22 protein-coding genes are annotated in these 23,880 nt (G+C 67.6%); 11 read left to right on the top strand and 11 right to left on the bottom strand.

Annotation, left to right across the window (positions count from 1 at the left end):
* Positions 1–92: 92 nt before the first annotated feature.
* The 4 genes from AC1DX5_RS08610 to AC1DX5_RS08595 are packed head-to-tail and all read left to right on the top strand — an operon-like array spanning position 93 to position 3,876.
* On the top strand, positions 93–1,274 hold the full coding sequence (locus AC1DX5_RS08610) for a CaiB/BaiF CoA transferase family protein (protein ID WP_465169437.1): 1,182 nt from the start codon (positions 93–95) through the stop codon (positions 1,272–1,274).
* Between the two features lie 2 nt (positions 1,275–1,276).
* Entirely contained in the window at positions 1,277–2,680 is a 1,404-nt protein-coding gene (locus AC1DX5_RS08605; protein WP_465169436.1) for a 3-isopropylmalate dehydratase large subunit, read from the top strand.
* Positions 2,677–3,303, top strand: a complete 627-nt coding sequence (leuD, locus tag AC1DX5_RS08600; RefSeq protein ID WP_478014852.1) for a 3-isopropylmalate dehydratase small subunit — start codon at positions 2,677–2,679, stop codon at positions 3,301–3,303. The genes AC1DX5_RS08605 and leuD overlap by 4 nt, the downstream gene beginning before the upstream one ends.
* An 18-nt stretch (positions 3,304–3,321) precedes the next feature.
* Positions 3,322–3,876, top strand: coding sequence for a cysteine hydrolase family protein (locus tag AC1DX5_RS08595; RefSeq protein ID WP_465173861.1), 555 nt, complete (start codon positions 3,322–3,324; stop codon positions 3,874–3,876).
* Positions 3,877–3,956: 80 nt separating this feature from the next.
* On the opposite strand, the gene AC1DX5_RS08590 is transcribed toward AC1DX5_RS08595, so the two are convergent.
* Complete coding sequence (locus tag AC1DX5_RS08590; protein WP_478014850.1) at positions 3,957–5,588, bottom strand: ArnT family glycosyltransferase; 1,632 nt, start codon at positions 5,586–5,588, stop codon at positions 3,957–3,959.
* 94 nt (positions 5,589–5,682) lie between these two features.
* Between AC1DX5_RS08590 and rfbF the strand changes: the two genes are divergently transcribed.
* Both rfbF and rfbG read left to right on the top strand, forming a co-directional pair.
* On the top strand, positions 5,683–6,456 hold the full coding sequence (rfbF, locus tag AC1DX5_RS08585; protein ID WP_465173859.1) for a glucose-1-phosphate cytidylyltransferase: 774 nt from the start codon (positions 5,683–5,685) through the stop codon (positions 6,454–6,456).
* The gene (gene rfbG, locus AC1DX5_RS08580; RefSeq protein WP_478014848.1) at positions 6,441–7,532 is read left to right on the top strand and encodes a CDP-glucose 4,6-dehydratase; all 1,092 of its coding nucleotides are present in this window, start codon (positions 6,441–6,443) and stop codon (positions 7,530–7,532) included. The genes rfbF and rfbG overlap by 16 nt, the downstream gene beginning before the upstream one ends.
* Here the strand turns inward: rfbG and AC1DX5_RS08575 are convergent.
* From AC1DX5_RS08575 to AC1DX5_RS08535, 9 genes are read right to left on the bottom strand one after another with little or no spacing between them, the layout of a single operon-like run.
* Entirely contained in the window at positions 7,508–7,969 is a 462-nt protein-coding gene (locus AC1DX5_RS08575) for a GtrA family protein (RefSeq protein ID WP_478014846.1), read from the bottom strand. The two genes, rfbG and AC1DX5_RS08575, sit on opposite strands and share 25 nt — an antisense overlap.
* Entirely contained in the window at positions 7,954–9,774 is a 1,821-nt protein-coding gene (locus AC1DX5_RS08570) for a thiamine pyrophosphate-binding protein (protein ID WP_478014845.1), read from the bottom strand. The genes AC1DX5_RS08575 and AC1DX5_RS08570 overlap by 16 nt, the downstream gene beginning before the upstream one ends.
* Positions 9,771–10,784 carry an NAD-dependent epimerase/dehydratase family protein gene (locus tag AC1DX5_RS08565; protein ID WP_478014844.1) on the bottom strand — a complete coding sequence of 338 codons (1,014 nt, stop codon included), beginning with the start codon at positions 10,782–10,784 and terminating at the stop codon, positions 9,771–9,773. The genes AC1DX5_RS08570 and AC1DX5_RS08565 overlap by 4 nt, the downstream gene beginning before the upstream one ends.
* Entirely contained in the window at positions 10,781–12,079 is a 1,299-nt protein-coding gene (locus AC1DX5_RS08560) for a hypothetical protein (RefSeq protein ID WP_465173854.1), read from the bottom strand. The genes AC1DX5_RS08565 and AC1DX5_RS08560 overlap by 4 nt, the downstream gene beginning before the upstream one ends.
* A complete protein-coding gene (locus AC1DX5_RS08555) occupies positions 12,076–13,074 on the bottom strand; it encodes a glycosyltransferase family 2 protein (protein WP_478014842.1) in 999 nt (332 codons plus the stop codon). The genes AC1DX5_RS08560 and AC1DX5_RS08555 overlap by 4 nt, the downstream gene beginning before the upstream one ends.
* Entirely contained in the window at positions 13,071–14,180 is a 1,110-nt protein-coding gene (locus tag AC1DX5_RS08550) for a capsule biosynthesis protein (RefSeq protein WP_478014900.1), read from the bottom strand. The genes AC1DX5_RS08555 and AC1DX5_RS08550 overlap by 4 nt, the downstream gene beginning before the upstream one ends.
* A gap of 2 nt (positions 14,181–14,182) precedes the next feature.
* Entirely contained in the window at positions 14,183–16,057 is a 1,875-nt protein-coding gene (locus tag AC1DX5_RS08545; RefSeq protein WP_478014840.1) for an SLBB domain-containing protein, read from the bottom strand.
* Positions 16,054–16,851, bottom strand: coding sequence for an inositol monophosphatase family protein (locus AC1DX5_RS08540; RefSeq protein ID WP_478014899.1), 798 nt, complete (start codon positions 16,849–16,851; stop codon positions 16,054–16,056). The genes AC1DX5_RS08545 and AC1DX5_RS08540 overlap by 4 nt, the downstream gene beginning before the upstream one ends.
* Positions 16,852–16,888: 37 nt before the next feature.
* Positions 16,889–17,698, bottom strand: coding sequence for an aldolase/citrate lyase family protein (locus AC1DX5_RS08535; protein WP_478014838.1), 810 nt, complete (start codon positions 17,696–17,698; stop codon positions 16,889–16,891).
* Between the two features lie 200 nt (positions 17,699–17,898).
* Between AC1DX5_RS08535 and AC1DX5_RS08530 the strand changes: the two genes are divergently transcribed.
* From AC1DX5_RS08530 to AC1DX5_RS08510, 5 genes are all read left to right on the top strand, one after another.
* A complete protein-coding gene (locus AC1DX5_RS08530; protein ID WP_478014836.1) occupies positions 17,899–18,492 on the top strand; it encodes a M23 family metallopeptidase in 594 nt (197 codons plus the stop codon).
* A gap of 98 nt (positions 18,493–18,590) precedes the next feature.
* A complete protein-coding gene (locus AC1DX5_RS08525; RefSeq protein ID WP_478014834.1) occupies positions 18,591–19,103 on the top strand; it encodes an RNA polymerase sigma factor in 513 nt (170 codons plus the stop codon).
* A gap of 54 nt (positions 19,104–19,157) precedes the next feature.
* A complete protein-coding gene (locus tag AC1DX5_RS08520) occupies positions 19,158–20,087 on the top strand; it encodes a FecR family protein (protein ID WP_478014832.1) in 930 nt (309 codons plus the stop codon).
* The gene (locus AC1DX5_RS08515; protein WP_465177047.1) at positions 20,071–22,524 is read left to right on the top strand and encodes a TonB-dependent receptor; all 2,454 of its coding nucleotides are present in this window, start codon (positions 20,071–20,073) and stop codon (positions 22,522–22,524) included. Before AC1DX5_RS08520 ends, AC1DX5_RS08515 begins: the two co-directional genes overlap by 17 nt.
* 144 nt (positions 22,525–22,668) lie before the next feature.
* Positions 22,669–23,592: an HPr kinase/phosphorylase gene (locus AC1DX5_RS08510; RefSeq protein WP_478014830.1), complete on the top strand. Its 924-nt coding sequence runs from the start codon at positions 22,669–22,671 to the stop codon at positions 23,590–23,592.
* Positions 23,593–23,598: 6 nt separating this feature from the next.
* Here the strand turns inward: AC1DX5_RS08510 and AC1DX5_RS08505 are convergent, their stop codons facing one another.
* Positions 23,599–23,880, bottom strand: coding sequence for a PqqD family protein (locus tag AC1DX5_RS08505; protein WP_465173845.1), 282 nt, complete (start codon positions 23,878–23,880; stop codon positions 23,599–23,601).

Genomic DNA, 23,880 nt, shown 5'->3' with positions numbered 1-23,880 from the left:
GACCTTTCGTTGCCCGTTGCGTTATTTGTCTTACGTCTATATCAAATGAAACGCGCCATTCAAGGCGTGCTTACAGCAATATCGAGATACGAATGAAGCAGAGCGCCTTACCGCTGGCCGGCCTGAAAGTCGTCGAATTCACCCATATGGTGATGGGGCCGGCGGTCGGCGTGATCCTGGCGGACCTTGGTGCCGAGGTCGTCAAGGTCGAGCCGATCGGCGGCGACCAGACGCGCGAGTTGCTGGGTTCCGGCGCGGGCTATTTTCCGATGTTCAACCGCAACAAGCGCAGCATCTGCCTCGACCTGAAGAGCGAGGCGGGGTTGAAGGTAGCGCGCCAGCTGGCCGTCGACGCCGACATCCTGATCGAGAATTTCCGCCCCGGCACGCTCGCGCGGCTGGGCCTGTCCTACGAATCGCTGAAGGCGGAAAATCCCGGGCTGATCTATTGCTCGGCCAAGGGATTCCTTGCCGGCCCCTATGAGAACCGCACGGCGCTCGACGAAGTGACTCAGATGATGGGCGGCCTCGCCTATATGACCGGGCCTCCCGGCCGGCCGCTTCGCGCGGGTTCCTCGGTAATCGACATCACCGGCGGCATGTTCGGCGTGATCGGCATCCTTTCCGCGCTGGAACGTCGCCACCGCACCGGGGAGGGGGGTGAGGTGCGCTGCTCGCTGTACGAGACCACTGCCTTCCTGGTCGGCCAGCATATGGCGCAGGCGGCGGTGACCGGGCAGGCGGCGCGGCCGATGCCGGTGCGCATCTCGGCCTGGGCGATCTACGACGTGTTCGATACCGCCGTGCCGGACGAGCAATTGTTCGTCGGCGTGGTGAGCGATGCGCAATGGGTGGCGTTCTGCGCTGCCTTCGGGCTCGACGCGCTGGGCGCCGATCCGCGCTTCGCCAGGAACAACCAGCGCGTGTTGGCGCGCGACGAGATTGTGCCGCAGATTCGCGCCTTGTTCGGCGCGATGCCGCGCGCCGAGCTGATCGCGAAAGTGGAGGCGATCGGCCTGCCGTTCGCCCCGATCGCGCGGCCCGAGGATCTGTTCGACGATGCGCATCTGAATGCGGGCGGGCTGATCGAGCTGACCCTGCCCGATGGCCGCACGACCAAGCTGCCGGGCCTGCCGGTCGAGCTGGACGGCGCGCGGCTTGAGCTTCAGCGCGACATTCCCCGGATCGGCGCCGACAGCGATGCCGTGCTGGCCGAGCTTGGCTATGGGGCGCCGGCGATCGCCGAGTTGCGGGCGAACGGCGGAGTCGCCTGACCATGGGCCGTACGCTGTTCGACAAATTATGGGACCTGCACACCATCGCCGATCTGGGAGAGGGGACCGACCTGCTCCTGATCGACCGGATATTGCTGCACGAACGGACCGGCAGCGTCGCGCTGGAGAGCCTTGCCGAGGCGGGCCGTGCAGTCGCCGTGCCGGCCCAGGTATTCGTGACGATGGACCATATCGTCGATACGCTGCCGGGGCGGGGCGATCGCACGATCATGCCGACCGGCACGCAGTTCATCACTGCCACGCGCAAGGCCGCGCTGGACGCCGGGCTGACCCTGTTCGACATCGGCGACCCGCGGCAGGGCATCGTGCATGTAATCTCGCCCGAGCAGGGCATCGTGCTGCCGGGCCTGTCGCTGGTCTGTCCGGACAGCCATACCTGCACGCAAGGGGCGCTTGGCGCGCTGGCCTGGGGCATCGGATCGACTGAAGCCGAACATGCGCTGGCGACAGCGACGCTGCGGGTGCGCAAGCCGAAGACGATGCGGATCACCGTCCGCGGGCGTCTCGGCACGGGCGTGACGGCGAAGGACCTCGCGCTGCACATCGTCTCGCGGTTCGGATCGGCCGGGGCGAGCGGGCATCATCTCGAATATGCCGGCGAGGCCGTGCGCGCGCTCGACGTCGAGGGGCGGCTGACCCTGTGCAACATGGCGACCGAGCTCGCTGCCTTTTCCGCGATCATCGCGCCGGACGAAGTGGTGTTCGCCTATCTGCAGGGGCGCAGCTATGCGCCCGACGCCGCGGCGTGGGACGGAGCGGTGGCATTCTGGCGCACGCTGAACTCCGACGAGGACGCGGTGTTCGACGCAGATCATGTCATCGACGCGGCCGATGTGCCGCCGATGGTGTCCTGGGGCACCAGCCCGCAACAGGCGCTGGCGCTGGGCGAGCCGGTGCCGGCCTTTGATGCGGTGGCGTGCGGGACCCAGGCGGCGCATGATCGCGCGCTGAGCTATATGGGGCTTAAGCCCGGCGACCGGCTGGAGACGCTGCCGATCGATGCCGCGTTCATCGGATCGTGCACCAATGCCCGTATCTCCGACCTGCGGCGCGCGGCGGACATCTTGCGCGGGCGCAAGGTGGCCGCAGGCGTGAAGGCGATCTGCGTGCCGGGATCGACCGCCGTCAAAGCTGCGGCCGAAGCCGAGGGGCTGGACCGGGTGTTCCGCGACGCCGGGTTCGAATGGCGCGAGGCAGGGTGCTCCATGTGTTTCTTCGCCGGGGGCGAGAGCTTCGGTTTCAGGCAGCGTGTAATCACGTCGACCAACCGCAATTTCGAAAGCCGGCAGGGGCCGGAGACCCGATCGCACCTCGCTTCGCCGGAGACGGTGGCGGCCTCGGCGATCGCCGGGCATATCGCCGACCCGCGGGTGCTGGCGGCATGAGCGCGGCCCCGTTCCGCTCGCTCGCCGCCGTCGCGCTGCCGCTGGTGCGCGACAATATCGATACCGACGCGATCATCCCGTCGCGCGAGATGAAATCGGTATCGAAGAAAGGGCTGGCGGACGGGCTGTTCGCCGGGTGGCGATATACCGCGATTGGCGGGCGCGAACCCGAGCACGGTTTCGTGCTCAACCGGCCTGAATTTGCGAACGCGCGGATTCTGATCGGCGGTGCGAATTTCGGTTGCGGATCGAGCCGCGAACATGCCGCCTGGGCGTTGGCCGAATATGGTTTCCGCGCAGTGATCGCGACGAGCTTCAACCCGATCTTTCGCGGCAATTGCGTGCGCAACGGCATCGTGCCGGTCGAACTGACCGAGGAGGCGGTGCGCGTGATCGCTGATATAGTCGAGGCGAGCGCTGGCGGTGAACAGGTCACGATCGATCTGGAGGCTCTGCGCGTGACGGTGGCGGATCGCGACTGGATCTTCCGGATCGACGACGAGGCGCGGCGGATGCTGTTGTTCGGCATCGACGCGATCGACCTGACGCTCGAACGCGGCGCCGACATCGCAGCGTTCCAGGCGACCGACCGGGCGCTCAGGCCCTGGGCCTATCTCGGCTGACCCCAAGAGGAATTTTCCATGTCGAATGCCCGTACCGCCTTGCTGCTGATGGATTTCCAGGCCGACATCGCCGAGCATTCGCGCGCGGCCGGCACGGTGCAGGTCGCGCTCGACGCGCTGGCGGCGGCGCGGGCCAGCGGTGTGAGAGTGATCTTCGTCAAGGTGGGCTTCCGCGACGGCTATCCGGAAATCGGCGAGGAGACTCCGGTCTTTTCCGGGGCGAAGGCGGCGGGCCGGTTCAGCGGCGCATCGTCGCGGCTGCTGGAGGAATTCGTGCCGCAGGACGGCGAGCCGGTGATCGACAAGCGCCGTTTCAGCGCCTTTGCCGGCAGCGGCCTGGAACTGGTGCTGCGCGCGCACGACATCCGCGATCTGGTGCTGGCCGGCGTATCGACGGGTGGCGTGGTGCTCTCGACGCTGCGCCAGGCGTTCGACATGACCTATCGCATGACCGTGCTGTCCGACGGCTGTTTCGATCCGGACGCCGAAGTGCACGACGTGCTGATGCGGAAGATATTCCCGCGGCAGGCCAGGGTGGTTTCGGGCGCCGAATGGGCGGCTGGCCTGGGATGAACCGGACGACATGGTCGACCCGCCGCGATGGATCGCCGGATCGCTGATCCGGTCGAGATCGCGGGAGTCGCGATCAATCGCTACCGTGTGGGTCCAGCCCGTCTCGGTGACTTCGGGTGCGTGAACGCTGTCTGCGTGCGGGCCAGGCGCATGATCCGCACGACCGGCCCAGTGCGCGAGCCGGGTTGCGGGCGGAAAACGGCCAATTGCCTGCCTCCCCGAAGCAACAGCGCGTAGCGACTCAGTTCATCCTGGAAAAGCGCTGGATCGGCCCGATAGCCGTCATAATGGGACAGGATTGCGATATCGGCATGGCAGGTCGGGATCTGTGCCGCATCCACATGCGCCAGATCGACCACGGCGCGCCCCGATCGCACGGTCTCGACCTTCGAATAGCGGATTTGCCCCGCGAGGATGGCGCGGGCATCGACACAGCCGAGCGAACCGAGCGGGAAGAGGAAGCGCCATGGCCCCTGCAGCAGATCGAAGGCGGCAGGTTCCGTCACGATCGTGCTGCCGCGCGGGACGTTGGCGCGGATCCAGGCGCTGGCGACCTGGCGCGTGTCCTGCGCGCGCTCGATCGCGCCCACCCGCGCGGCTTGCAGCATCGGGATCAGCAGCAGCAGCGCCGCTGCAGCGTCGAGAAAGGGCAAGGGGCGATTCAGCCGGGCCCGCGCCCAGTCGGCCAGCCAGCAGAGCGCGGCCGCGGCGGCGAGCGCGGCGAACGGCAGCATCGGCACGATCCAGCGCTCCCATAACAGGGCCTGTCCGCCGATGACGACCATGAAGGCGAGGCCCCCCGGCAGGACCGCCGCGGCGATTCGGGGGCGGGACAGCGCGCCCAGGGTGCCGGCCGCGACCAGCGCTAGCCCGACCGGGCCGAAGGAGCTCAGCAGCGGGTGCCAGACATACCAGCCGAGATTGGCGAGGAAGCCGCCGCCCGTGGCGCCCGGATGGACCGTGCGTGCTTCTCCGGCGAGGTTGTGCAGCACCGTTGCGTGATCGAGCACCAGATAGGGCGAGGCGATCAGCAGGGCGGCGAGCGCGGCCGCAGGCAGCAGCGCCAGGCGGTGCAAATCGCGGCGATCGGACAGACCGCGATAGAGGCCGGCGCAGAGCGGATTGAGGATGATGATCACCGCGGGCCATTTGGTCGCGCAGGCAAGGCCGGCCCAGACGCCCGCCAGCACATAGTCGCGCGGGCGGCCCTTGCGGGCGATCGCCACGGCCGATTGCGTGCACAACAGCATGAAGATGGTGGCGTGCACGTCGGTGCGGATGATCTGCGAATACTGGATATGGACGGCATTCACCGCGAGGAATGCCGCCGCGATCAGCCCGAGACGCGGCCCGCCCAGCTTCCTGCCGAGCGACCAGAGCAGTCCCACACAGGCAATGCCGCACGCGACGATGAAGAGTCGCCCAGGCAGGAACAGGATGCCGGGGTCGGCATAGGCCGCCGCCATCAGCGCCGGGCCGTCGGCGAAGCGGCCCGTGGCGATGCCGATGCCGCCGACCGCCAGGCTGACCAGCGCGAGGCAATAAAGCGTGGTCGTGCCGGGATGGCCGAACCAGCCCGGATTGAGGCTGTGGTTCCGCAGCATCTCGAGCGCGGTCATCATGAACAGCGGCTCGTCCGGGTCGTTGAGCGAAGGCAGACCGAAACCCACCCCGTGGATCCTCAGCGCAGCCGCCACCGCGAGAATCAGCACCAAGGCGCCCTTTTCGGCCCATCCATGGGGTCGCCCGTTACGGGCCGGGGCGATCGGTTTCGTCATGCTGGTGAAGACATGACGTGGAGCGACGATGCGAACCGTAATCCTGGCTGGCGGATTGGGCACCCGGCTCGGCGAAGAAACCAATGTGCGGCCGAAACCGATGGTCGAGATCGGCGGCATGCCGATCCTCTGGCACATCATGAAGATCTATTCCGCGGCCGGATTCAATGACTTCGTCATTTGCCTCGGCTACAAGGGCTATCTGATCAAGGAATATTTCGCGAACTATTTCCTGCACACGTCGGACGTCACGATCGACCTGCGCGGGGGCAACGGCATGGAGGTGCATTTCGCCCGCAGCGAGCCGTGGCGCATCACCCTGGTCGATACCGGCGCGGAGACCATGACGGGCGGCCGGCTGGCGGCGATCCGCCATCACCTCGATCCCGACGAGCCTTTCTGCCTGACCTATGGCGACGGCGTGGCGGACATCGATGTCGGCGAACTGGTGCGCTTCCACAAGGCGCATGGCCATCGCGCAACGATCACCTCGGTCACACCACCGGGACGCTTCGGCGCGCTCGAGTTCGATGGCGATCTGGTCACCGATTTCCGCGAAAAGCCGGCGGGCGATGGCGGGCGGATCAATGGCGGCTTCTTCGTTGCCGACCCGTCGGTGCTCGATCTGGTCGACGGGCCGGAGACCGTGTGGGAATCCGGCCCGCTCGAACAGCTGGCGCGGCGTGGGGAGTTGATGAGCTATCGGCATGACGGTTTCTGGCAGCCGATGGATACGCTGCGCGACAAGATGCAGCTCGACGAATTGTGGCGCGCGGGCAACGCCCCGTGGAAGCGCTGGTGAGCGGCGCGTGGCGCGGTCGCCGGGTGCTCGTCACGGGGCATACCGGCTTCAAGGGCAGCTGGCTCAGCCTGTGGCTCCACATGATGGGCGCCGAGGTCACCGGCTTCGCGCTGGCGCCGCCGACCGAGCCTAGCCTGTTCGAGGCAGCGCGGATCGCGGGGGTGGTCAGGCATGTCGAAGGCGATGTGCGGGATCTCGCCGCCGTGCGCGCCGTGGTCGAGGCCACCCGGCCCGAAATTATCTTCCACCTCGCCGCCCAGCCGCTGGTGCGGCTGTCCTATGTCGAGCCCGTGGAGACCTACGCGACCAATGTGATGGGCACGGTGCACCTGCTGGATGCAGCGCGGCGCACCCCGGGCGTGAAGGCGATCGTCTGCGTCACCAGCGACAAATGCTATGAGAATCGCGAATGGATCTGGCCTTATCGCGAGAGCGACCCGATGGGCGGGCACGATCCCTATAGCAGCAGCAAGGGCGCGGCCGAGCTGGTCGTGTCGGCCTGGCGTCGCTCCTTCTTCGACCATGGCGGGCCGCTGCTCGCGTCAGTCCGCGCGGGCAATGTCATCGGTGGCGGCGACTGGGCGGCCGATCGCCTGTTGCCCGATCTGGTCCGTGCCTTCGAGGCGGGCGTGGCGCCGTTGATCCGCGCGCCCGATGCGGTGCGGCCGTGGCAGCATGTACTGGAGGCGCTGGGCGGCTATCTCATGATCGCCGAGCGGTTGCTCGCCGGCGAGCGGCAGTTCGCCGATGCCTGGAACTTCGGTCCGTCCGACGAGGATGCCCGGCCGGTGTCCTGGATCGTCGAGCGGATGCGCGCGGCCTGGGGCGGCGGCGCGGCGGATGCGCTGCCCGATACCGGCCCACGGTCGCATGAGGCGGGATTGCTGCGGCTCGATTGCTCCAAGGCGCGCGCCGCGCTTGGCTGGCACCCGGCGCTCGCGCTGGACGAAGCGCTCGACTGGATCGTGAACTGGCACAAGGCCGTCGCCCGCGGTGCCGATGCGCGCGCCGTCACCCGCGGGCAGATTGCCGATTATCAGGCCACCACTGGCTACGCGATCCGATCGGCCGCCTGAGCGGGCCTCGGTTCCGCCGCCTTCCGCTCGTCCGTCCGGCGGAAGGTGACGTGATTGTGCCAGAACCAGCTGCCGACGATCAGCACCGCGGTAAAGCCGAGCTGTGCCAGTACCGGCGGCAGGCCGGCGACCTCGACCAGCAGCGGCAGGGTAGCCCAGTTGGCGGCATAGTTGAGCAGGTAGAAGCTGGAGAAGGTGCCGAATTCGCGCAGGATGTTGCCGCGCGTGCGGAAGACGCCGAGCTTGTAGGTCGTAAAGGCGAAGCACAGGCTGATCGCCTGGGCGATACCCAGCGCGATCAGATAATGGCGGTGGAGTATGGGCGAACTCCACAATAGCAGCGGATAGATGGCGAGGCCGAACGCCGTGTTCGCCGCGCCGGCCACAAGGAAGCGCAGCGGGCGCCGCGCCCCGCCCGCGATCACGATTCTTCCCATAGCGGGATTCGCATATTCTCGCGCAGCACCTCGCGCGGCAGGAAGGGCGACAGATCCTCCAGCGCAGGCGAGGTGATCCGCCCGTCGGGATGCGCCTTTGCGCCGAGCTTGGGCGCGAAGGAGACATGCTCGTCGACGAACAGCTCGCACAGTACCGGGCCTTCGGTCGCCAGCGCCGTGGCGATGGCACCGGGCAGTTCGTTATGCGTGTCCGCCCGGAAATAGGCGAAGCCGAACGCGCCGGCGACCTTGGAGAAATCGGGAAAGGTCACGTTGCTCTTGGGCCCGCCGCCCACTTCCACACCGTTGAAGAAGTTGCGGTGAGTCTGGAAGATCGAGACATAGCCACTGTTGTTGATCAGGAAGATCTTCACCGGCAGGCCGTAACCCGCGATCGTCTGCAACTCCTGCAGGTTCATCATGATGCTGCCGTCGCCGGCGATGGCGATCACGCGCTGCTTGCCACCGGTCGCGGCGCACACGCCGATCGCTGCGGGCAGCTCGTATCCCATCGTGGCGCAGCCCGAATTGGTCCAGAGCCGCTGGCCGCGCTTGATCTCCGCCGCCTGGAAGCTGACGACGCAGGCGCTGCCATTGCCGGTGACGACCAGATCGTCCTCGCCCAATTGCCGGAACAGCGCGTCCATCGCGACATAGGGGTGCATCAGCGGCCCATGGTCGTGATATTCGGGCAGCACGACCGGGAAGCGGCGCACACGCTCGCGCGCCCACTCCATCCATTCGCGGTGATCTTCATTGGGGCCGGCATAGGGCTGGTCGAGCAGCGCCGGGATCAGTCCGGCAAGGTCGGCGACCACGGGCATGTCGGGCACGACATTGGGCTTGCGCAGCTCCACGGGGTCGATGTCGACCCAGATCTTGAACGCCGCGCGCGCGAAGCTTTGCCAATTATAGCTGACCTGGCGGATGTTGAGCCGGCTGCCGAGCACCAGCAACAGGTCTGCGCTCTGCGTGACCATATTGCCGGCGCGGTCGCCCACCGTGCCGGGCCGGCCGGCATAGAGGGGGTGGTCGTTCCACAGCACGTCATGCGCGTTCCAGCCGGTGACGACGGGCACGCCGAGCTTTTCGATCAGCGTCAGGAAATCGTCATAGGCGCCCGACAGCCGTACGCCGCCGCCGGCGAACACCACTGGGCGTTCGGCGCCGCGGATCAGGTCGAGGATCGTCCCGGCGGTGGCCGAAAGGTCGGTGGCGGTCCAGGGCTCGTCCAGCTCGGCCGGGTCGAAACCGGGCAGCGAATCTGGATCGATCTTCGAGGCCTGCACGTCGAGCGGAATGTCGAGCCAGACCGGCCCGGGCCGTCCGCTGGTCGCGAGGTGAAGCGCCTTTTCGAGATGGTAGCGGATCGTCTGCGGATCGTTGACCATTGTCGCATATTTCGTGATCGGGCGGATCAACTCCTCGATGTCGAGCTCCTGGTCGCCATATTGGCGTAAGGGCAGGCCCGTCGCGCGCACCGTGGTCTCGCGCTTCACCTGGCCCGACAGCACCAGCATGCCGATCGAATCGACATAGGCGCCGTACACCCCGGTAATCGCATTGGTGCCGCCCGGGCCTGAGGTCACGTTCACCACCGCCAGCCGGTTCGTCAGCCGGTAATAGGCCTCCGCTGCCATCGACAGCGCCTGCTCGTGATGCGTGAAGGTCGTGGCGAGATCGGGATGCGTGCCGAGCGAGTGGTTGAGGTGCATCGCCCCGCCGCCGGTGAGCATGAAGACATGCTCGATGCCGTGCCGGGCAAGCCGTTCGGCCACCCAGTCGGAGAGTTTCATCAGGGTCATGGTGTCCATCCGTTCCAAAGCGCGGTGCGCCGGATCGCCTCGTCGAGGCCGATTATGGGGGTAAGGCCGAGCGCGCCGCGGATCGCCGCGTTCGACGGCACATAGCGGCCGGGGTTCCAGCCGGGATCGGGCCGGTCGAGAATCTCGACATCGGGCGCGCCGAGCAAGGCAGCGGTGCGCGCCGCCAACTCGGCGATCGAGACGGCTTCCTCCGATCCGACGTTGAAGACGGCGCCATGCTCGCCGGCGATCAGCAATGTCCACAGCCACACCGTCAGGTCGGCGGCATAGAGATAGGATCGTACCGCGGTTCCCGCGCCTTCGACCCGAATGGTCCGGCCGGCGATCGCATCGCGGATGAAATTGCCCGCGGCGAAGTGGATGTCGAGCGAGAGGAGCGGGCCAAGCAGCGCGAAGATGCGGGCGTTGACCGTCTCGAGCCCGAACTGCTTGCCGTAGATGGCGCAGAGCATCTCGGCGGCGCGCTTGCCTTCGCCATAGGCGGAGCGTGGATCGCGCGGATCGGGACCGCCCATCCAGTCTTCGCTCACATGCGTGACGTCCCAGGGCTGCGCGCCATAGACCGCGCCCGAGCTGAGGAAGAAGAACCGTTCGGCGCCGCGATCGACCGCGAAGTCGAGCGCGCGGCGGGTACCGGTGACGATCGTGTCGAACATGCGGCGCGGATCATTGGCGTTGAGCGCGGCGCTGGCGTCGGTCGCGGCGTGGATCACATGCGTGAACCGGCCGCCGGGCGGTGCAAAGTCGGTGACGTCGCCCGCGACGAGCTGGAAGCGCCGCGCGAGATGCGGCACCCTGGCGGCGAAAGCGGCGGGGTCGCGGCTCAGCAGGGTCACTTCGATATCGGTCTCGGCGCGGGCCAATGCTTCGAGCATCCAGCGGCCGATGAAACCGGTGCCGCCCGTCATGAAGATGCGCGCGCCGGCGAGGCGCCACCAGAACGGCGCGAGCGCGGTGTGCACCGCATCGAGATCCTGCTCCAGGATCATGCCGGCATCAGCCCGAGCGAGGGGCGATGGGCCGCATGCGCGCGGATCGCCCGCGCCACGCTGTCGAGCGCGAGCGACCACAGGATCAGCGCGACCAGGCCCGGCCGGACGAAATGCCCGATGGCGAGGCCGAAGCTCGGGCTCACCGGACGACCACCGAGCCAGCTGTCGAGCGACAGGTCGAGCACGGTCGACAATGGCCAGTCGGCGACCAGGCAGAGCAGATAAGCGCAGACGATCGCGGTGATCGGCCCCGCGCCGCGCCACGGCTCGAGCAGCACGAGGAACAGCAGGAACGCCTGGGTATAGCCACCCGGCGACTGCGTCACGAGGAACGCGCCGAGCAGGATCGTCGCGACGCGGTGCGGCGGCAGCGCGCGCGGCTGCAGCCAGGCAGCGGCCAGCGCGAGCACCGCCACGCCCTGGCTGGCGCGGATCAGGAGCGGCACGATCCGTTCGATCGTCTCGACCGTGCGCGACGGCACGAAATCGAGCACCGGGATCTGCGCGTTGCGGACCTGGAGCAGCGGCGCATAGCTGGTCGAATAATGGATCTCGTTCCACACCTGCCCGCCCTGGAAGACGACCCAGTTGGCGGTGTTCGCCGCGATCTCACCCGGCGTGCCGCTGCCGATGAGTGCCAGCGTGACGAGATAAAGCGCGATGGTGGCGAGACCTGCCAGTTCGAGGCCGCGCCAGTCGCGCTTCACGGCCTGGGCAAGCACCGGCAGCAGCAGATAGGGCTTGAAGTTGATCGTCGCGGCGGCCGCGAGCGCGCGCCATGCGCTCGATCGGACGAGTGGCCCGTGTGCAATGATGAAACAGGGCAGGGCGACCAGGATCAGGTTGCCGCGTTCCAGCGTAAACAGCAGCGGCAGGCCGAGACCGAAAGCGATCGCGCGCATCGGCGCGGTACGCGGATCGGCGCGGTGGAAGCTCCACCAGACCAGCACCACATCGAGCAGATAGAAGCCGATGATCGTCGAGCGCGCGAACCAGTCGCAGTCGCGCGCGTAAAAGGGCGACTGGAGATAGCAGCCGGGCAGGCTGAACAGATCGAGGAAGACGAAGGACAAAGGCGGATAGACCGTCCGCCACACCGAGAAAGCGCCGGGATGATTCGCCCAATAAGCGGTGTTGAACCAGTCCATGAACGTGTCGTTGGTGTCGAACACGAAGGGCTGGGGCAGGAAGCCAGTCTCGCGGAACTGCATGGCCGTCCATGCGACACTCGCCACCACGGCAAGCGCCAGCGCGACCTCGGGCAGCAGGGAAAGCCGCGTCCGGGTGCTCATGGCCCGCGCACCAGCGTCCGCGCGGCGGGCCGGGCGCGGGCGGCGGGGAAGTTGAGCCGTTCCTCCTCGATCACCAGCGGCACGTTGCGGCTGCGCTCGGCGAGCATGCGCACCTGTTCGCCGATCAGGCCGAGGAACAGGAGGATGATCGCGAACATCGCGGTGGCGATCGTCAGGCCGAACAGCGGCCAGGCGCTGCCACCCATGATCGCGGTTGCCACCGCGCCCGCCGCAAGCGGCACGACTCCTGCGGCCGCCAGGAAGGCAAGCGGGATCGGCAGACGCAGCAGCGACTTGGCCGATCCGGCAAGGCCGGACAGCGCGAAGGAATACAGCGCGGCGAGATTGTTCTTGGTCTCGCCCGCCGCGCGCTCGGGCCGGTCGAACGGCAGGATCGCCAGGCGGTACCCGCTCTCGACCAGCATGCCGCGGAAGAACGGCTCGGGCTCGTTCCACGCCGCGAGCGTGTCGATCACCTCGCGCGCATACAGGCCGAAGCCGGTCGCGCCGGGGATCACCGGATAGTCGCCGTAACGATTGAGCAAGCCGTAGCCCAGCCACCGCGCGGCCGTCAGCAAAGGCGGCGTCCGCTCGGATCGCCGCTGCGCCAGCACCACCTGAGCGCCCGCACGCCATTGCTTGACGAAGGCCCCGATCATCTCCGGTGGATCCTGGAAATCGGCGCACATGCCGATCACCGCCGCGCCCTCGGCCTGATAGATGCCATAGGTCGGTGATCGCATCTGGCCGTAATTGCGGTTGTTGAAGATCACCCGGATGCGCGGGTCCTCGGCGCAGAGATGCCGCATCAGCAGGCGGGTGCGATCAGTCGAATCATTGTCGATCAGGATGATCTCGTGCGACCGCACATGGCGTTCCGCCTCCGCCGTCACGGCGGCGCAGATCGCCAGGACATTCTCCTCCTCATTGTAACAGGGGATGACGATCGACAGCTCGATCGCCCCGTCGGCTCCGGCGCCGTCGTTGGGAGTCATCGCGCACCGTCCTCGCGGCGCTTCAGACCCAGGTCGATGCCGGTCGCCGGCGCGTAGATTTCGGTGAACAACGCCGCCAGTATCGTCAGGACAAGCAGGGCAACCGCGGAGATGTTGTACTTGCGATCGGCATCGAGGCGCGGCGCTTCGATCACCTGCACGTCCGAGGCGGTTTCGGAGGCGAGCGTCTCGACCGCCACTTCCTCGGACGACCGGGCATAGACTTCGTACAGTGCCTGGGCGAAACGATAGTCGCGATAGAGGTTGAGATATTCGCCCGAGACCTGCGACAGGCCGGCGACGTTCGGTCCCGTGACCCCGACCTTCGCTTCGGCCGTACGCGCGATCTGCGCGCGGATCGAGGCGACTTCCGACTGGACTGACTGGAGCTGCGGATTGTCCGGCCCCTGGAAACGCTGCAGCGTCTCCAGCTCGACCAGCTTGGCCTGAAGCTGTGCTTCGAGCCCGGCGCGCAGCGACAGGGCGGAGCCAAGCTGCGCTTCGGGCTCGGCCAGGTTGTTGCGCCGGCGGAAGCCGTTGAGCGCCGCTTCGGCGGTGGTCACGCGGGTGGCGGCTTCCTTGAAGCGGTCCTGCACCACGTCGCGCTTGCGGCGGACCCGGTCGCGGCCCAGCGCGATGATCCGGTCGCTGATCGCCTGGACATAAGCGCCGGTCAGCGCCTGCGCTTTGGCCGGGTCGTGCATGCGGACCTCGACCTCGACGATGCCGCCAGTCAGCGAATGCACATCGACCTTTTGGGCCAAAGCGAGCCGAGCCGCATCGGCGCTGGCATAACCCTCTGGCCCGACCAGCTTCAGGCGCCGGATCACGTCATCCGTCACCTCGGTGCCGCGCGAGATGGCGAGATACATGTCGATCGGCTGCTTGGCGCCGCCGAGCAAGGCGGCGAAACCCTGGAGCTGGCCGCCGAGCGCATTCATCATCGATCCCAGCCCGACGCTGTTGCTGTCCTGCGGCACCATCTTCGCCCGGGCGACATAGGGGCGCGGGAAGACGCACAGCGCCGCCAGCAGCAGCGCCAGCACCATATAGCCGAGGCGCCGCGAGCGCGGATCGCGCACCGCATCGGTCAAGCGCGCGATCATCGTCAATTTGCCAGTCCCTTGATCGACGCCGCACCGACCAGGCCGCCGAACAGGCTGCCCGTGATGTCGCGCAGGCGCGCCCAGAACTCGCCGCGATTGGCGTCGATCGGCACATACACCAGGTCGCCCGGCAGCGCCGGCGCGTGCACTATCTTCTTGCCGTTCGCCAGCACGGTGCCGTTGGCGCGCACCACGAAGATCTCGCTCTTGTCGCCGAGTTGCTGCACGCCGCCCGCCGACCGAATGAAGTCGCCGATCGAACTGCCGTCGCGATAGGCGAAGGACGCCGGGCTCGGTACCGCACCGAACACGCCTACCGTCACCGGCCGCGGCGGCACATAGATGGTGTCGTTATTCTCGACGATCACGTCGCCGGGCAGCGCCGGCGCCGTGACCGGCAGGTCGAACACCAGCCGCCCGCTCGGCTCGCGCGTGCGGAGCTGCTCGACGATCGAGTGGACCAAAGCGAGATTGCCTGGCTGGGCGAGCTGCGCGCGATTGGCCGAGACCACCGGCTGGGCGGTGAGCTGGAACTCCATGTCCTTGATCGCTCGGTCGAAGCTCAGCTTCTGCTGCGCCTTGACGCTCTCGCGCGTGATCACGCTGGCATAGGGAAAGGCCTGAGGAGTAAGGCCGCCCGCCTGAGTCACCACGTCTTCCAGCTTCGTGCCCGGACGGAAATAATAGCGGCCCGGCCGCGCCACCTCGCCGCTGATCGTCACCAGCACGGATTGCTGATCGATCGGGCGCGCAATACCGACATCGGAGAGCACGCGGACGATATCGCCGCGCCGCGCCTTGCGGCTCTTCGCCTCGGCGGCGGTGACCTGCCGCCAGCCGGATTCGGACTTGCCGAGCGAATCGAGCACCATCAGCCGGCTGTCGTCGGCCACGGTGTTGACACCGCCGGCATAAAGGACGGCATCGTTGAGCGTCTCGCCCGGCGCGATCTCGAAAATGGCTTCGCGATTGACGCTGCCGATCACGGCGACCTGCTCGCCGGCCGGCGCGACATGGATGACGTCGCCATTCTGCAGCGCTGCGTCGCCGGTTTTGTCGCCCTTGAGCAGCAGGTCGTAGAGGTCGAAGTCCGAAACCAGTTTCCCGTCGCGGCGAAGCTGGATCGAACGGAAGCTGCCGCCCGAGGAAGGTCCCCCGGCCGCGAGCACGGCATTGACCAGGGTCGACAGGCTGCTGACGGTATAGGAGCCCGGCGTCGCCGCGAAGCCCGTCACGTAAACGGTGATGCCGTGGAGCCGCCCGGCCGACACCTGCAGATCGAAGCCGCGATACTGGCGCGAAACCTGGCGCGCGATCACGTCGCGGACATCGCCGTAGCGCATGCCACCGACCGTGATCGCGCCGACGCGCGGCACGAAGATCCGGCCCTCCTGGTCGATCGTCAGCCGCAAATCTGCCGCCTGCACCGATCCGGTCAGGCCGAGCAGCAACTCGTCGCCGGGGTTGAGGCGGTAATCCGGCGGCACGGTGGTAGTGGGCGCCACGGTGAAGTCGCGCGCGCCGGGCACCAGCAGCTCGGCCCCGAAGCGGCGCAGCGGCTTGCCCGCCGCCTCGGAGACGAACGCCTCGAACTCGTTCGCTACTCGGGGTGCCGGCTGCTTCTTCGTCACGGGATCGGCGGCGCTGTCGGGCTGCGGCGCGCCGGGCCGGCTGTCGATGACGGTCGGCTCGTAAGGCCGGACTTCCGCCTGCGGCACGGCGACCTGCCCGGCAGCGGCCCCGCGCGAGATTGCATCGGCGCCACCCTGTTGCCCGGTGGACGACACGGGCGGGGAAAGCTGCGCGCCCGCCTCGGCCGGGATCAGCGGCAGCGCGAACACGCAGCCGAGCAGCACTCGCTTCCAGGACGTCATCATATGGGGCAATCTTCTCTTTCGATCAGGCCGGCCGCCGGCCCGAGCAATATCTCGGCACCGGTCGCCCAGAGCCGCTCGTCGGCGGCGGCAAGGATGCCGCGGCCGCTGCCGACCCGGTACGGCGTGCCGTTCCAGTCAGTGACGAAGCCGCCCGCTTCGGTCAGGAACAGCGCGCCTGCGGCATGGTCCCAGGGCAGGGTGCGCTGGAACAGCGTCAGGTCATTCTCGCCGAGCACCAGTCGTGGATAGCTTTCGGCGGCACAGCGCGGCACGGGCACGCGCTCGAACCGCGTATCGGCGAGATCATGGACGCGCTCGCGGCATTCCGGCGTCATGAAATGCGTGCCCAGCGCCGCGACCGGCATGGCATTGCCCGTCGGCCTGCTGCGCACGGGCACGCCGTCGCAGGTAGCGCCGGCACCCCTTGCGGCATGGCACATCCGCCCGCTGAGCGGGTCGAGGATCCAGCCGGCGAGCGGCACGCCTTCCTCGACCAGCGCCACCATCATGCCGAAGGGCGCGCGGCCCGCGGCGAAATTGGCGGTGCCGTCGAGCGGGTCGATCAGCCAGACCAGCCCCTCGCCGATGCCGTCGAGCAGCTCGGGCTGGTGCTCCGCCGCTTCCTCGCCGACGATGCGGGCGGGGATACCGATCAGCTCCAGTCCTTCGTGCAACAGCCGCTCGGCCTCGCGGTCGACGCTGGTGACGATCTCGCCCGGGCTCTTCTCCGCGATCTCGCTGGCAGCGAGCGTGCGGAAACGCGGCGTCACCGCGGTCGCGGCAACGCCTCGCATCAAGGCGGCAACTTCCTCCTTCAGCGACATGTCCGGATCAGGCAGCGACGCTGGCCAGCCGACCGCGCGCGACGACGGCCATGCGATCCTGGATCATCCGGATGCGCGACTGGTCCTCGTCGGCGATGGTGCGATAATAATCGCGCTTGTTCTCCAGCCAGGCGAGCTCGAACGCGACCGCATTGCTGATCGCCGCCTCGAAGCCGGGCATGTCGGCGGCGCTGCCGTCGAAGATCACCTTGCGCGTCTCGAACCGGTCGAGGCGGATGCGGTGCATCTCGCGCAGCGCGGGCCCGGATTCGACCGCGACCGACCCGCCGACCACCAGTTCCAGCCCGTGCTCGGCGCAGGACCTGGCGACGGTGAGCACCGCGTCAGTGATCCCGCGATCATTGATCGCGCCGCGCGGCAGGCCGCGCGACAGGGTGAAGTCGACCCGGCCGAACACCACGCCATCCAGCGCCACCTTGGCGAGCGGTAGCATCGCTTCGAGATTGCGCAGCGTCGTTTCGGTCTCGAGGTTGAACAGGAACTGCGTGTCGCTGTCGTCGCCATAGACCTTGGCCTTGGCCTCGACGAACTTCGACAGGGCATAGGGCGTCTCGACCATCGGCGCGATGATGTAATTGGCGCCGTAGAGTTTCGAGGCGAGCAGGTCCGACACCGCTTCGCAGCCACCGATCTTGAGCGCGACCTTCAGGTCGGCGCGATAGGCGAGCTCGAGCAGGCGCAGCAGCTCGTCGGGACGCGTGCCTTCCGCTTCGAATTCCGCCTTCACCGCGACGACGCCGAAGCGGTCGCGGCCTTTCTTGAGCATGTCGAGCATGCGGCGTTCGGTCGAATTCACCCTTCGTCTCCTGAGTGCAGCCGTTGTTGGTGAACTGAGGGACGGAGCGCCGCGGCCATTCCCGCAGCCGAAACGGGACCGCAAAAAATAATTGAATCAGGCTTACGGGACGGGCGGAAGGTCTCCGTCCTTCAGTCATAATGCCAGTGCTTCCCGCCCTTCCGCTGACCGGTGCCTTGTGGCTTTTGGGCAGCTCGGGGATGGCGGCGGTCGATAACGACAGGCTACCTGGTGGGCATGATGCCGTCCGGCGCGAACCTGTGATCCAGTCCGCGTCCTTGCCCGAAATGCCGGTCGCGGCGCCGAAAACGCCGGTACCGGTCGACCTGCCGCGCTTGTCCTCCGGGTTCGGCTGGCGCGTTGATCCGATCCTGGGCCGGCCCGCCCTGCACAGCGGCATCGACATACCCGGGCCGCTCCGTTCCCCCGTGCTGGCGGCCGCGGGCGGGGTGGTGCATTTCGCCGGCAAGGCGGGCGGCTATGGCAATATGATCGAGGTAGATCATGGCGGCGGGCTGGTGACGCGCTATGCGCATCTCTCCGGCTTCCTCGTCGGGCCCGGCGCGCGGGTCGAGCGCGGTCAGGAAATCGCGACGATGGGTTCCACCGGCCGCTCGACCGGCAGCCATCTCCATTTCGAGGTGCGGCTGAACGGCCAGGCGACTGGCCCGCTCGCGTGGCTCACAGGCACGCCAGCGGCGCCGCGGGTTTTGCCACGGCGGGAGGAACCCCATATCTCTGCTTTTGCCCGCGCCCGCGCGGAGACGGAGTCGGTGGTTGGAGCGGGTCTCTGATGCTTGTCGGGGGACCGGTCTTCACGTCGCGGCAGGTAGACGCTGCGGCGCGGCGTCGGGGCTTGGCAAGTCAGTCTCCGGATGCTTTGCGTCGCGCCATGGACGGTGAGTCAATCGACGGCCTGCAGCGCGTCATCCTGAACGAGCGTGCGCGGCTTTTGCGCTTCCTCGCCGCGCGCGGCGCCGGCGACGAAGCAGAGGATGTGCTGCACGACCTGTGGCAGCGCGTCGCCATCGCGCCTGGACAGCCCGTGGCTGATCCGGTCGCCTATCTGTTCCGTGCCGCCGAGAATCTGATGCGCGATCGCCGCCGCTCGCTGGTCAGCCGCGAGCGTCGCCAGATGGACTGGCACGACGCCGGCCCGACCCCCGAGGACGAGCCGCTGGGCGAGCGCGTGCTGATCGCGCGCGAACGTGTCCGCCAGGCCGAAGCGATGCTGGCCGGGCTCGGCCCGCGTGTCGAGCAGGTGTTTCGCCGCTATCGCCTCGACGGCGTCGGCCAGGCCGCGATCGCCCGCGACCTGGGGGTCAGCCTCAGCTCGGTCGAGAAGGATCTGCAAAAGGCCTATCGCGCCCTCGCCGAACTCAAGGAACAGTTCGATGCGGAATAGCGAAAGCGAGTCCGTCATGTCAGTGAGGTGGGCATGATGGAACAAGGGTCTGGTATGATTGGAGAAACAGCGCGGCTCTGGGCGATCCGTGCCCATGACGCGTCCTTCGCCGATTGGGACGGGCTCACCGCATGGCTGGAGAGCGATCCCCGCCACCTGACCGCTTATGAGGTGGCTCTGGAAGACGATTCCTGGGCGGCCCAGCTCTTCGCCGCATCCCCTGTTGCGGCGTCGACAGCGCCCGCGCACTCCCCCCTGCGCGGGCGCTGGTTTGCCGCCGGCGGCGCGATCGCGGCGGCGCTGGTGGCAGTGGTCAGCGGGACGGTGCTGCTGCGCGATGCGCCCGTGCACGAAGTCGCGACGGCGCAGGGCGAGCACCGGACGATCGATCTCGCCGATGGCTCGCGCGTCATGCTGAACGGCGACACGCGCGTATCGTTCGATCCCGATGCGCCGCGCCAGGTCACATTGACCCAGGGCGAAGCGCTGTTCGACGTGAAGCATGATGCGAAGGACCCGTTCGTCGTGGTCGCCGATGGCACCCGGCTCATCGATATCGGCACTGTCTTCAACGTGGTGCGGAGCGGTGATGCCCTCGATGTGGCGGTCGCCAAAGGCGCTGTCGACTATGAGGCAGGCAAGCAGCGCATCCGGCTCAACCAGGGCGACGCGCTGTCCCGGGCCGACCGTGATGCCGCGCCAGCGCTGCGCAGGGCCAGCCCGGAAGGAATCGGCAGCTGGCAATCGGGCCAGCTCCAATATGACGATGCGACGCTCGATCAGGTCGCGCGCGATCTCTCCCGTAATACCGGACGCTCGATTCGGGTCGCAAACGGGGCAGCACGCCTTCGCTTCACCGGTACGCTGGTGTTGCGAGGGCCTCCGCGCGAAGTGCTGGCGCGCGCGGGCCCGCTTCTCGGCGTGACCTTTGCCGAGCGGGGCGATAGCTGGACGATGACCCCAGCCAATGTCCGGCGGCACTAACACCGCTCTCTCCCTTCCCCTGATCGCCGCAGTCCTGCTGATCGGCGCGCCTGCGCATGCCCAGGAGCAGGCGGCGGATATCGACATTCCCGCTGCCCGGCTCGACCAGTCGATCCGACTGCTCAGCCGTCAGAGCGGCACCAGCATCGGCTTTCGCGACTCCCGGCTGGCGACGCAGCGGGTGAAGGCCGTGCGCGGCAAATTCACCGCGGCCCAGGCGCTCGAGCGGATATTGCTGGGCACCCGCCTCGCCGCCCGGCGGGTCGCGACCAACACCTTTCTCATCGAATATGTGCCGCTCCCGCCGCCACCCGTACGCGTCGCGCGCGGGGCGCCGCGGCAACCGGTCACCGTGCCGGATGAGACCGCCACAGCGGAAATCGTCGTGACGGGATCCAAGCGCAGCGTGCCGCTCAGCGTCTATCCCGGCGGCGTGCAGATCATCGACGGCGATACCGTGTCGAAGGCAGATGGGGCGCGCGGCACCGACGCGATCGGCGCGCGCGTCGCCAGCGTCGTCTCCACGCATCTTGGCCCCGGCCGCAACAAGCTGTTCATTCGCGGCATCGCCGATTCCAGCTTTGTCGGTCCCACCCAGGCCACTGTCGGCCAATATTGGGGCAATAGCCGGATCACCTACAGCGCGCCCGATCCCAGCCTGCGCCTCTACGACATCCGCAGCGTCGAAGTGCTCGAAGGACCGCAAGGCACGCTCTATGGCGCGGGGTCACTCGGCGGCGTCGTCCGCGTGGTGCCGCGCGCGCCCGATCTGAACCTGACCGGCGGCACGATCTGGAGTGGCGCACAGGCCGTGCAGCATGGCCAGGCCGGGGTCGATGGCGGGCTCATCTTCAACGTGCCGATCGTCGACGACCGGCTCGCCTTTCGCGCGCTTGCCTTCGGCTCCGTCGACGGCGGCTATATCGACGATACCGGCCGCGGACTGAAGGATGTGAACGACGTCCGCACCATCGGCGGCCGCGCCGCCCTGCGCTTCGTGCCGGCGGACGATTGGACGATCGACCTCAGCGGCGTCGGCCAGCGCATCGACGGTGCCGACAGCCAATATGCCGAACGTGGCGGCGACGGCCTTACCCGCAGCAGCGACGTGGCGCAGCCCTATCGCAACGATTACTGGCTCGGCGACCTGGTCGTGCGCAAGCAATGGGGTAATCTCGAGCTGACCTCGTCGCTCGGCTATGCCCATCAATATGTCTTCGAGCAGTTCGAAGGTGCGGCACTGGCGGACCCGCTCGACCCGGTGGTGAAGCCGGTCGTGGACGCCGCGGCCGCCGCCTATATCCAGACCGACCGCATCTCGATGATTACCGCCGAGACCCGGCTCGCGCGCCGGGGCCCGGACGGGACGGGGTGGGTGATCGGTCTCAGCGTGCTCCACAATGAGGCACGGGTGAACCGCCTGATGGATGTCGGGCCGCTCACCGCGATGCTGACCGGCGTGCGCAACCAGGTGGACGAACAGACGCTCTATGGCGAGACGTCGGTCGAGCCGGTCGACCGGCTGACGCTGACATTCGGCGGGCGGCTAACCCATTCCCGTCTGGCGGGCGATTCCGAGGATGCGCTCCGCGCCGTCGCCTTGAGGGTCGATCCGGGCGCGAACAGCGACCGATCGGAAACCCGGTTCCTGCCCTCCGCCGCGCTCGCCTGGCGTGCGACCGACCGGCTGACGCTGTTCGCCCGCTACCAGCAGGGCTTTCGCCCTGGCGGGATCGCGGTGCGGCAGGATTTCGTGCAGCGCTTCAAGGGCGATCGGGTCGCCACCACTGAAGGCGGCGCTCGCTATAGCGGCGATACTTTCAGCCTGTCGCTGAATGCGTCCTGGTCGCGCTGGAACGATATCCAGGCCGATTTGATCGATGGCTTCGGCTTCCCCACCACGGCCAATGTGGGAGATGGCCGCGTCCTGTCAGTCGGGCTGTCGGCACGCTGGCAACCGCTTCACGGCCTGTCGTTCGACGCGTCGATCTATCTCAACGACAGCAAGGTGACGACGCGCGATCTGAGCAGCTTCGTGATCGTCGGCGGGACGACCACCTTGCCGGCCGATCTCGCCCAGACGAATTTCGATCGCCTCCCCAATGTCGCCGATGCCACCGGCCGGCTCGGCTTCGCTTATGCCACGCCGCTGTCGGACAAGCTCGATTTCGAGGTGAACGGCTATGGCCGCTATGTCGGAAAATCGACGCTCGGGATCGGCGCGATCCTCGGGCAGCTCCAGGGCGATTATCTCGATACCGGCCTCGAATTCAGGGTTGGCAACGCAAAGCGCGCGGTGACATTGTCGCTGACCAACCTGCTCGACGCCCGCGGCAACCGCTTCGCGCTCGGGTCGCCTTTCCTGGTCCGGGACCGCAACCAGATCACCCCGCTTCAGCCGCGCAGCATAAGGCTTGGCTTCGACGTCGCATTCTAGGGTCGCGTTGATTGTGTCTGAATGCGCGGGGGATTTTCCAAGCGCTGGTCTCATCCTGTCCGCCACCTCATTCAGGGCGAGTCGACAAGTGACGCGGCGGCGCATAGCAGGGCCGGGTTTGGACCAGGGAGTGCGCGCCGGACCATGACGGACCTTCCCGGCGACCGGCTCGTTTATCGCTATGCGCTGTTCGGCCTGACCATCAGATCGGAAATGGCGCTGCCCGAACTTCACCCCGCGCCGGGCGAAGGTGCCGATGTCGCTATCCGTTTCGCCGATCTGGGCGTTGCGCGTTCCGACGTCCAGGAGCTGGTGGTGAGCGGGAAGGGGGCCGTGCTCCATGTGCCCGGCATCGCGCGCTACGGCATCGAACAGGGTTGCCGGATCCTCGTCGACCCAGTCGACGGCGCTTCGCCGCGCAACATTCGCCTGTTCCTGCTGGGCTCCGCGTTCGGCGCGTTGCTGCATCAACGCGGCCTGATGCCGCTCCATGCCAATGCGGTGGCGATCGGCGACCGGGCGATCGCGTTTACCGGCGCCTCCGGTGCCGGCAAGTCGACCCTGGCGTCGCTCTTCCACGACCGCGGCCATGCGCTGTTGTCGGACGATGTGTGCGTGATCGGGGCCGACGATGCCGGCAGGCCGGTCGCTTATGCCGGCATTCCGCACATGCGGCTCTGGCGCGATTCGCTCGAGCGGTCCGGCCGCACCACTGACGGCTTCGAACGGGCGCTTGACGGGCGGGATAAGTATAATGTGCCCGCGCGTCGGGACGGCGCACCCGCGCAGATGGAGCTTGGTGCCATCTTCGTGCTCAGGCGCGCCGAGGAGGCGCGGCGCGTGGCCATCAGGCGGCTGCGCGGCGCGGAGGCGCTGAACGCGGTGCTCGCGAATACCTATCGCGGCCGCTACATCGCCACGCTTGGCCATACGCGACGCCATTGGGTCGCCTCCGTCGAACTGATCGGCAGGGTACCGGTGCTTGAATTGGAGCGGCCGTGGAGCCCGGACTGGTTCGAGCCGACGCTGGATGCGGTGCAAGCCTATCTGGACGCGGAGGTCGATTGACCGGCGTCAGGCGGGGCCGGTCTCCAGCACGGCAAGGCCATCCTGTTCCAGGTCACGGAGCATGAGCAAGACCTGTTCCCCGCAGGTGGCGGGATCGATGTCGAATTCGGTGGCCAGGGCGTTGCAGATATCGGCGACGCTCCTGGGGCGATCGAGCAATGCCCAGATACGCGCCGCGGTCGCGTTGAAGCTGTAGCAGGTGCCATTCTCGATATGGAGCGCGACGAGCTCGCCATCGACTTCCGCCTCGACCACTCCCGGCAGGCGGCGCGCCACGAGCGCGTTCAT

The sequence above is a fragment of the Sphingomonas sp. P2_B6 genome (genome assembly GCF_056404755.1).
The sequence above is the reverse complement of the archived record's forward strand: the minus strand, read 5'-3'. Positions and strand labels throughout refer to the sequence as shown.

Bases quoted from the DNA above. Each gene is read 5' to 3' on its own strand.
- AC1DX5_RS08570 (WP_478014845.1), bottom strand. From the start codon at position 9,774: ATGACCCTGATGAAACTCTCCGACTGGGTGGCCGAACGGCTTGCCCGG.
- AC1DX5_RS08555 (WP_478014842.1), bottom strand. From the start codon at position 13,074: ATGACTCCCAACGACGGCGCCGGAGCCGACGGGGCGATCGAGCTGTCG.
- AC1DX5_RS08540 (WP_478014899.1), bottom strand. From the start codon at position 16,851: ATGCGAGGCGTTGCCGCGACCGCGGTGACGCCGCGTTTCCGCACGCTC.
- AC1DX5_RS08530 (WP_478014836.1), top strand. From the start codon at position 17,899: ATGGCGGCGGTCGATAACGACAGGCTACCTGGTGGGCATGATGCCGTC.
- AC1DX5_RS08545 (WP_478014840.1), bottom strand. From the start codon at position 16,057: ATGATGACGTCCTGGAAGCGAGTGCTGCTCGGCTGCGTGTTCGCGCTG.
- AC1DX5_RS08505 (WP_465173845.1), bottom strand. From the start codon at position 23,880: ATGAACGCGCTCGTGGCGCGCCGCCTGCCGGGAGTGGTCGAGGCGGAA.
- leuD (WP_478014852.1), top strand. From the start codon at position 2,677: ATGAGCGCGGCCCCGTTCCGCTCGCTCGCCGCCGTCGCGCTGCCGCTG.
- AC1DX5_RS08510 (WP_478014830.1), top strand. From the start codon at position 22,669: ATGACGGACCTTCCCGGCGACCGGCTCGTTTATCGCTATGCGCTGTTC.
- AC1DX5_RS08610 (WP_465169437.1), top strand. From the start codon at position 93: ATGAAGCAGAGCGCCTTACCGCTGGCCGGCCTGAAAGTCGTCGAATTC.
- AC1DX5_RS08515 (WP_465177047.1), top strand. From the start codon at position 20,071: ATGTCCGGCGGCACTAACACCGCTCTCTCCCTTCCCCTGATCGCCGCA.
- AC1DX5_RS08550 (WP_478014900.1), bottom strand. From the start codon at position 14,180: ATGATCGCGCGCTTGACCGATGCGGTGCGCGATCCGCGCTCGCGGCGC.
- AC1DX5_RS08575 (WP_478014846.1), bottom strand. From the start codon at position 7,969: ATGGGAAGAATCGTGATCGCGGGCGGGGCGCGGCGCCCGCTGCGCTTC.
- rfbF (WP_465173859.1), top strand. From the start codon at position 5,683: ATGCGAACCGTAATCCTGGCTGGCGGATTGGGCACCCGGCTCGGCGAA.
- AC1DX5_RS08520 (WP_478014832.1), top strand. From the start codon at position 19,158: ATGATTGGAGAAACAGCGCGGCTCTGGGCGATCCGTGCCCATGACGCG.
- AC1DX5_RS08525 (WP_478014834.1), top strand. From the start codon at position 18,591: ATGGACGGTGAGTCAATCGACGGCCTGCAGCGCGTCATCCTGAACGAG.
- AC1DX5_RS08565 (WP_478014844.1), bottom strand. From the start codon at position 10,784: ATGATCCTGGAGCAGGATCTCGATGCGGTGCACACCGCGCTCGCGCCG.
- AC1DX5_RS08595 (WP_465173861.1), top strand. From the start codon at position 3,322: ATGTCGAATGCCCGTACCGCCTTGCTGCTGATGGATTTCCAGGCCGAC.
- AC1DX5_RS08605 (WP_465169436.1), top strand. From the start codon at position 1,277: ATGGGCCGTACGCTGTTCGACAAATTATGGGACCTGCACACCATCGCC.
- AC1DX5_RS08560 (WP_465173854.1), bottom strand. From the start codon at position 12,079: ATGAGCACCCGGACGCGGCTTTCCCTGCTGCCCGAGGTCGCGCTGGCG.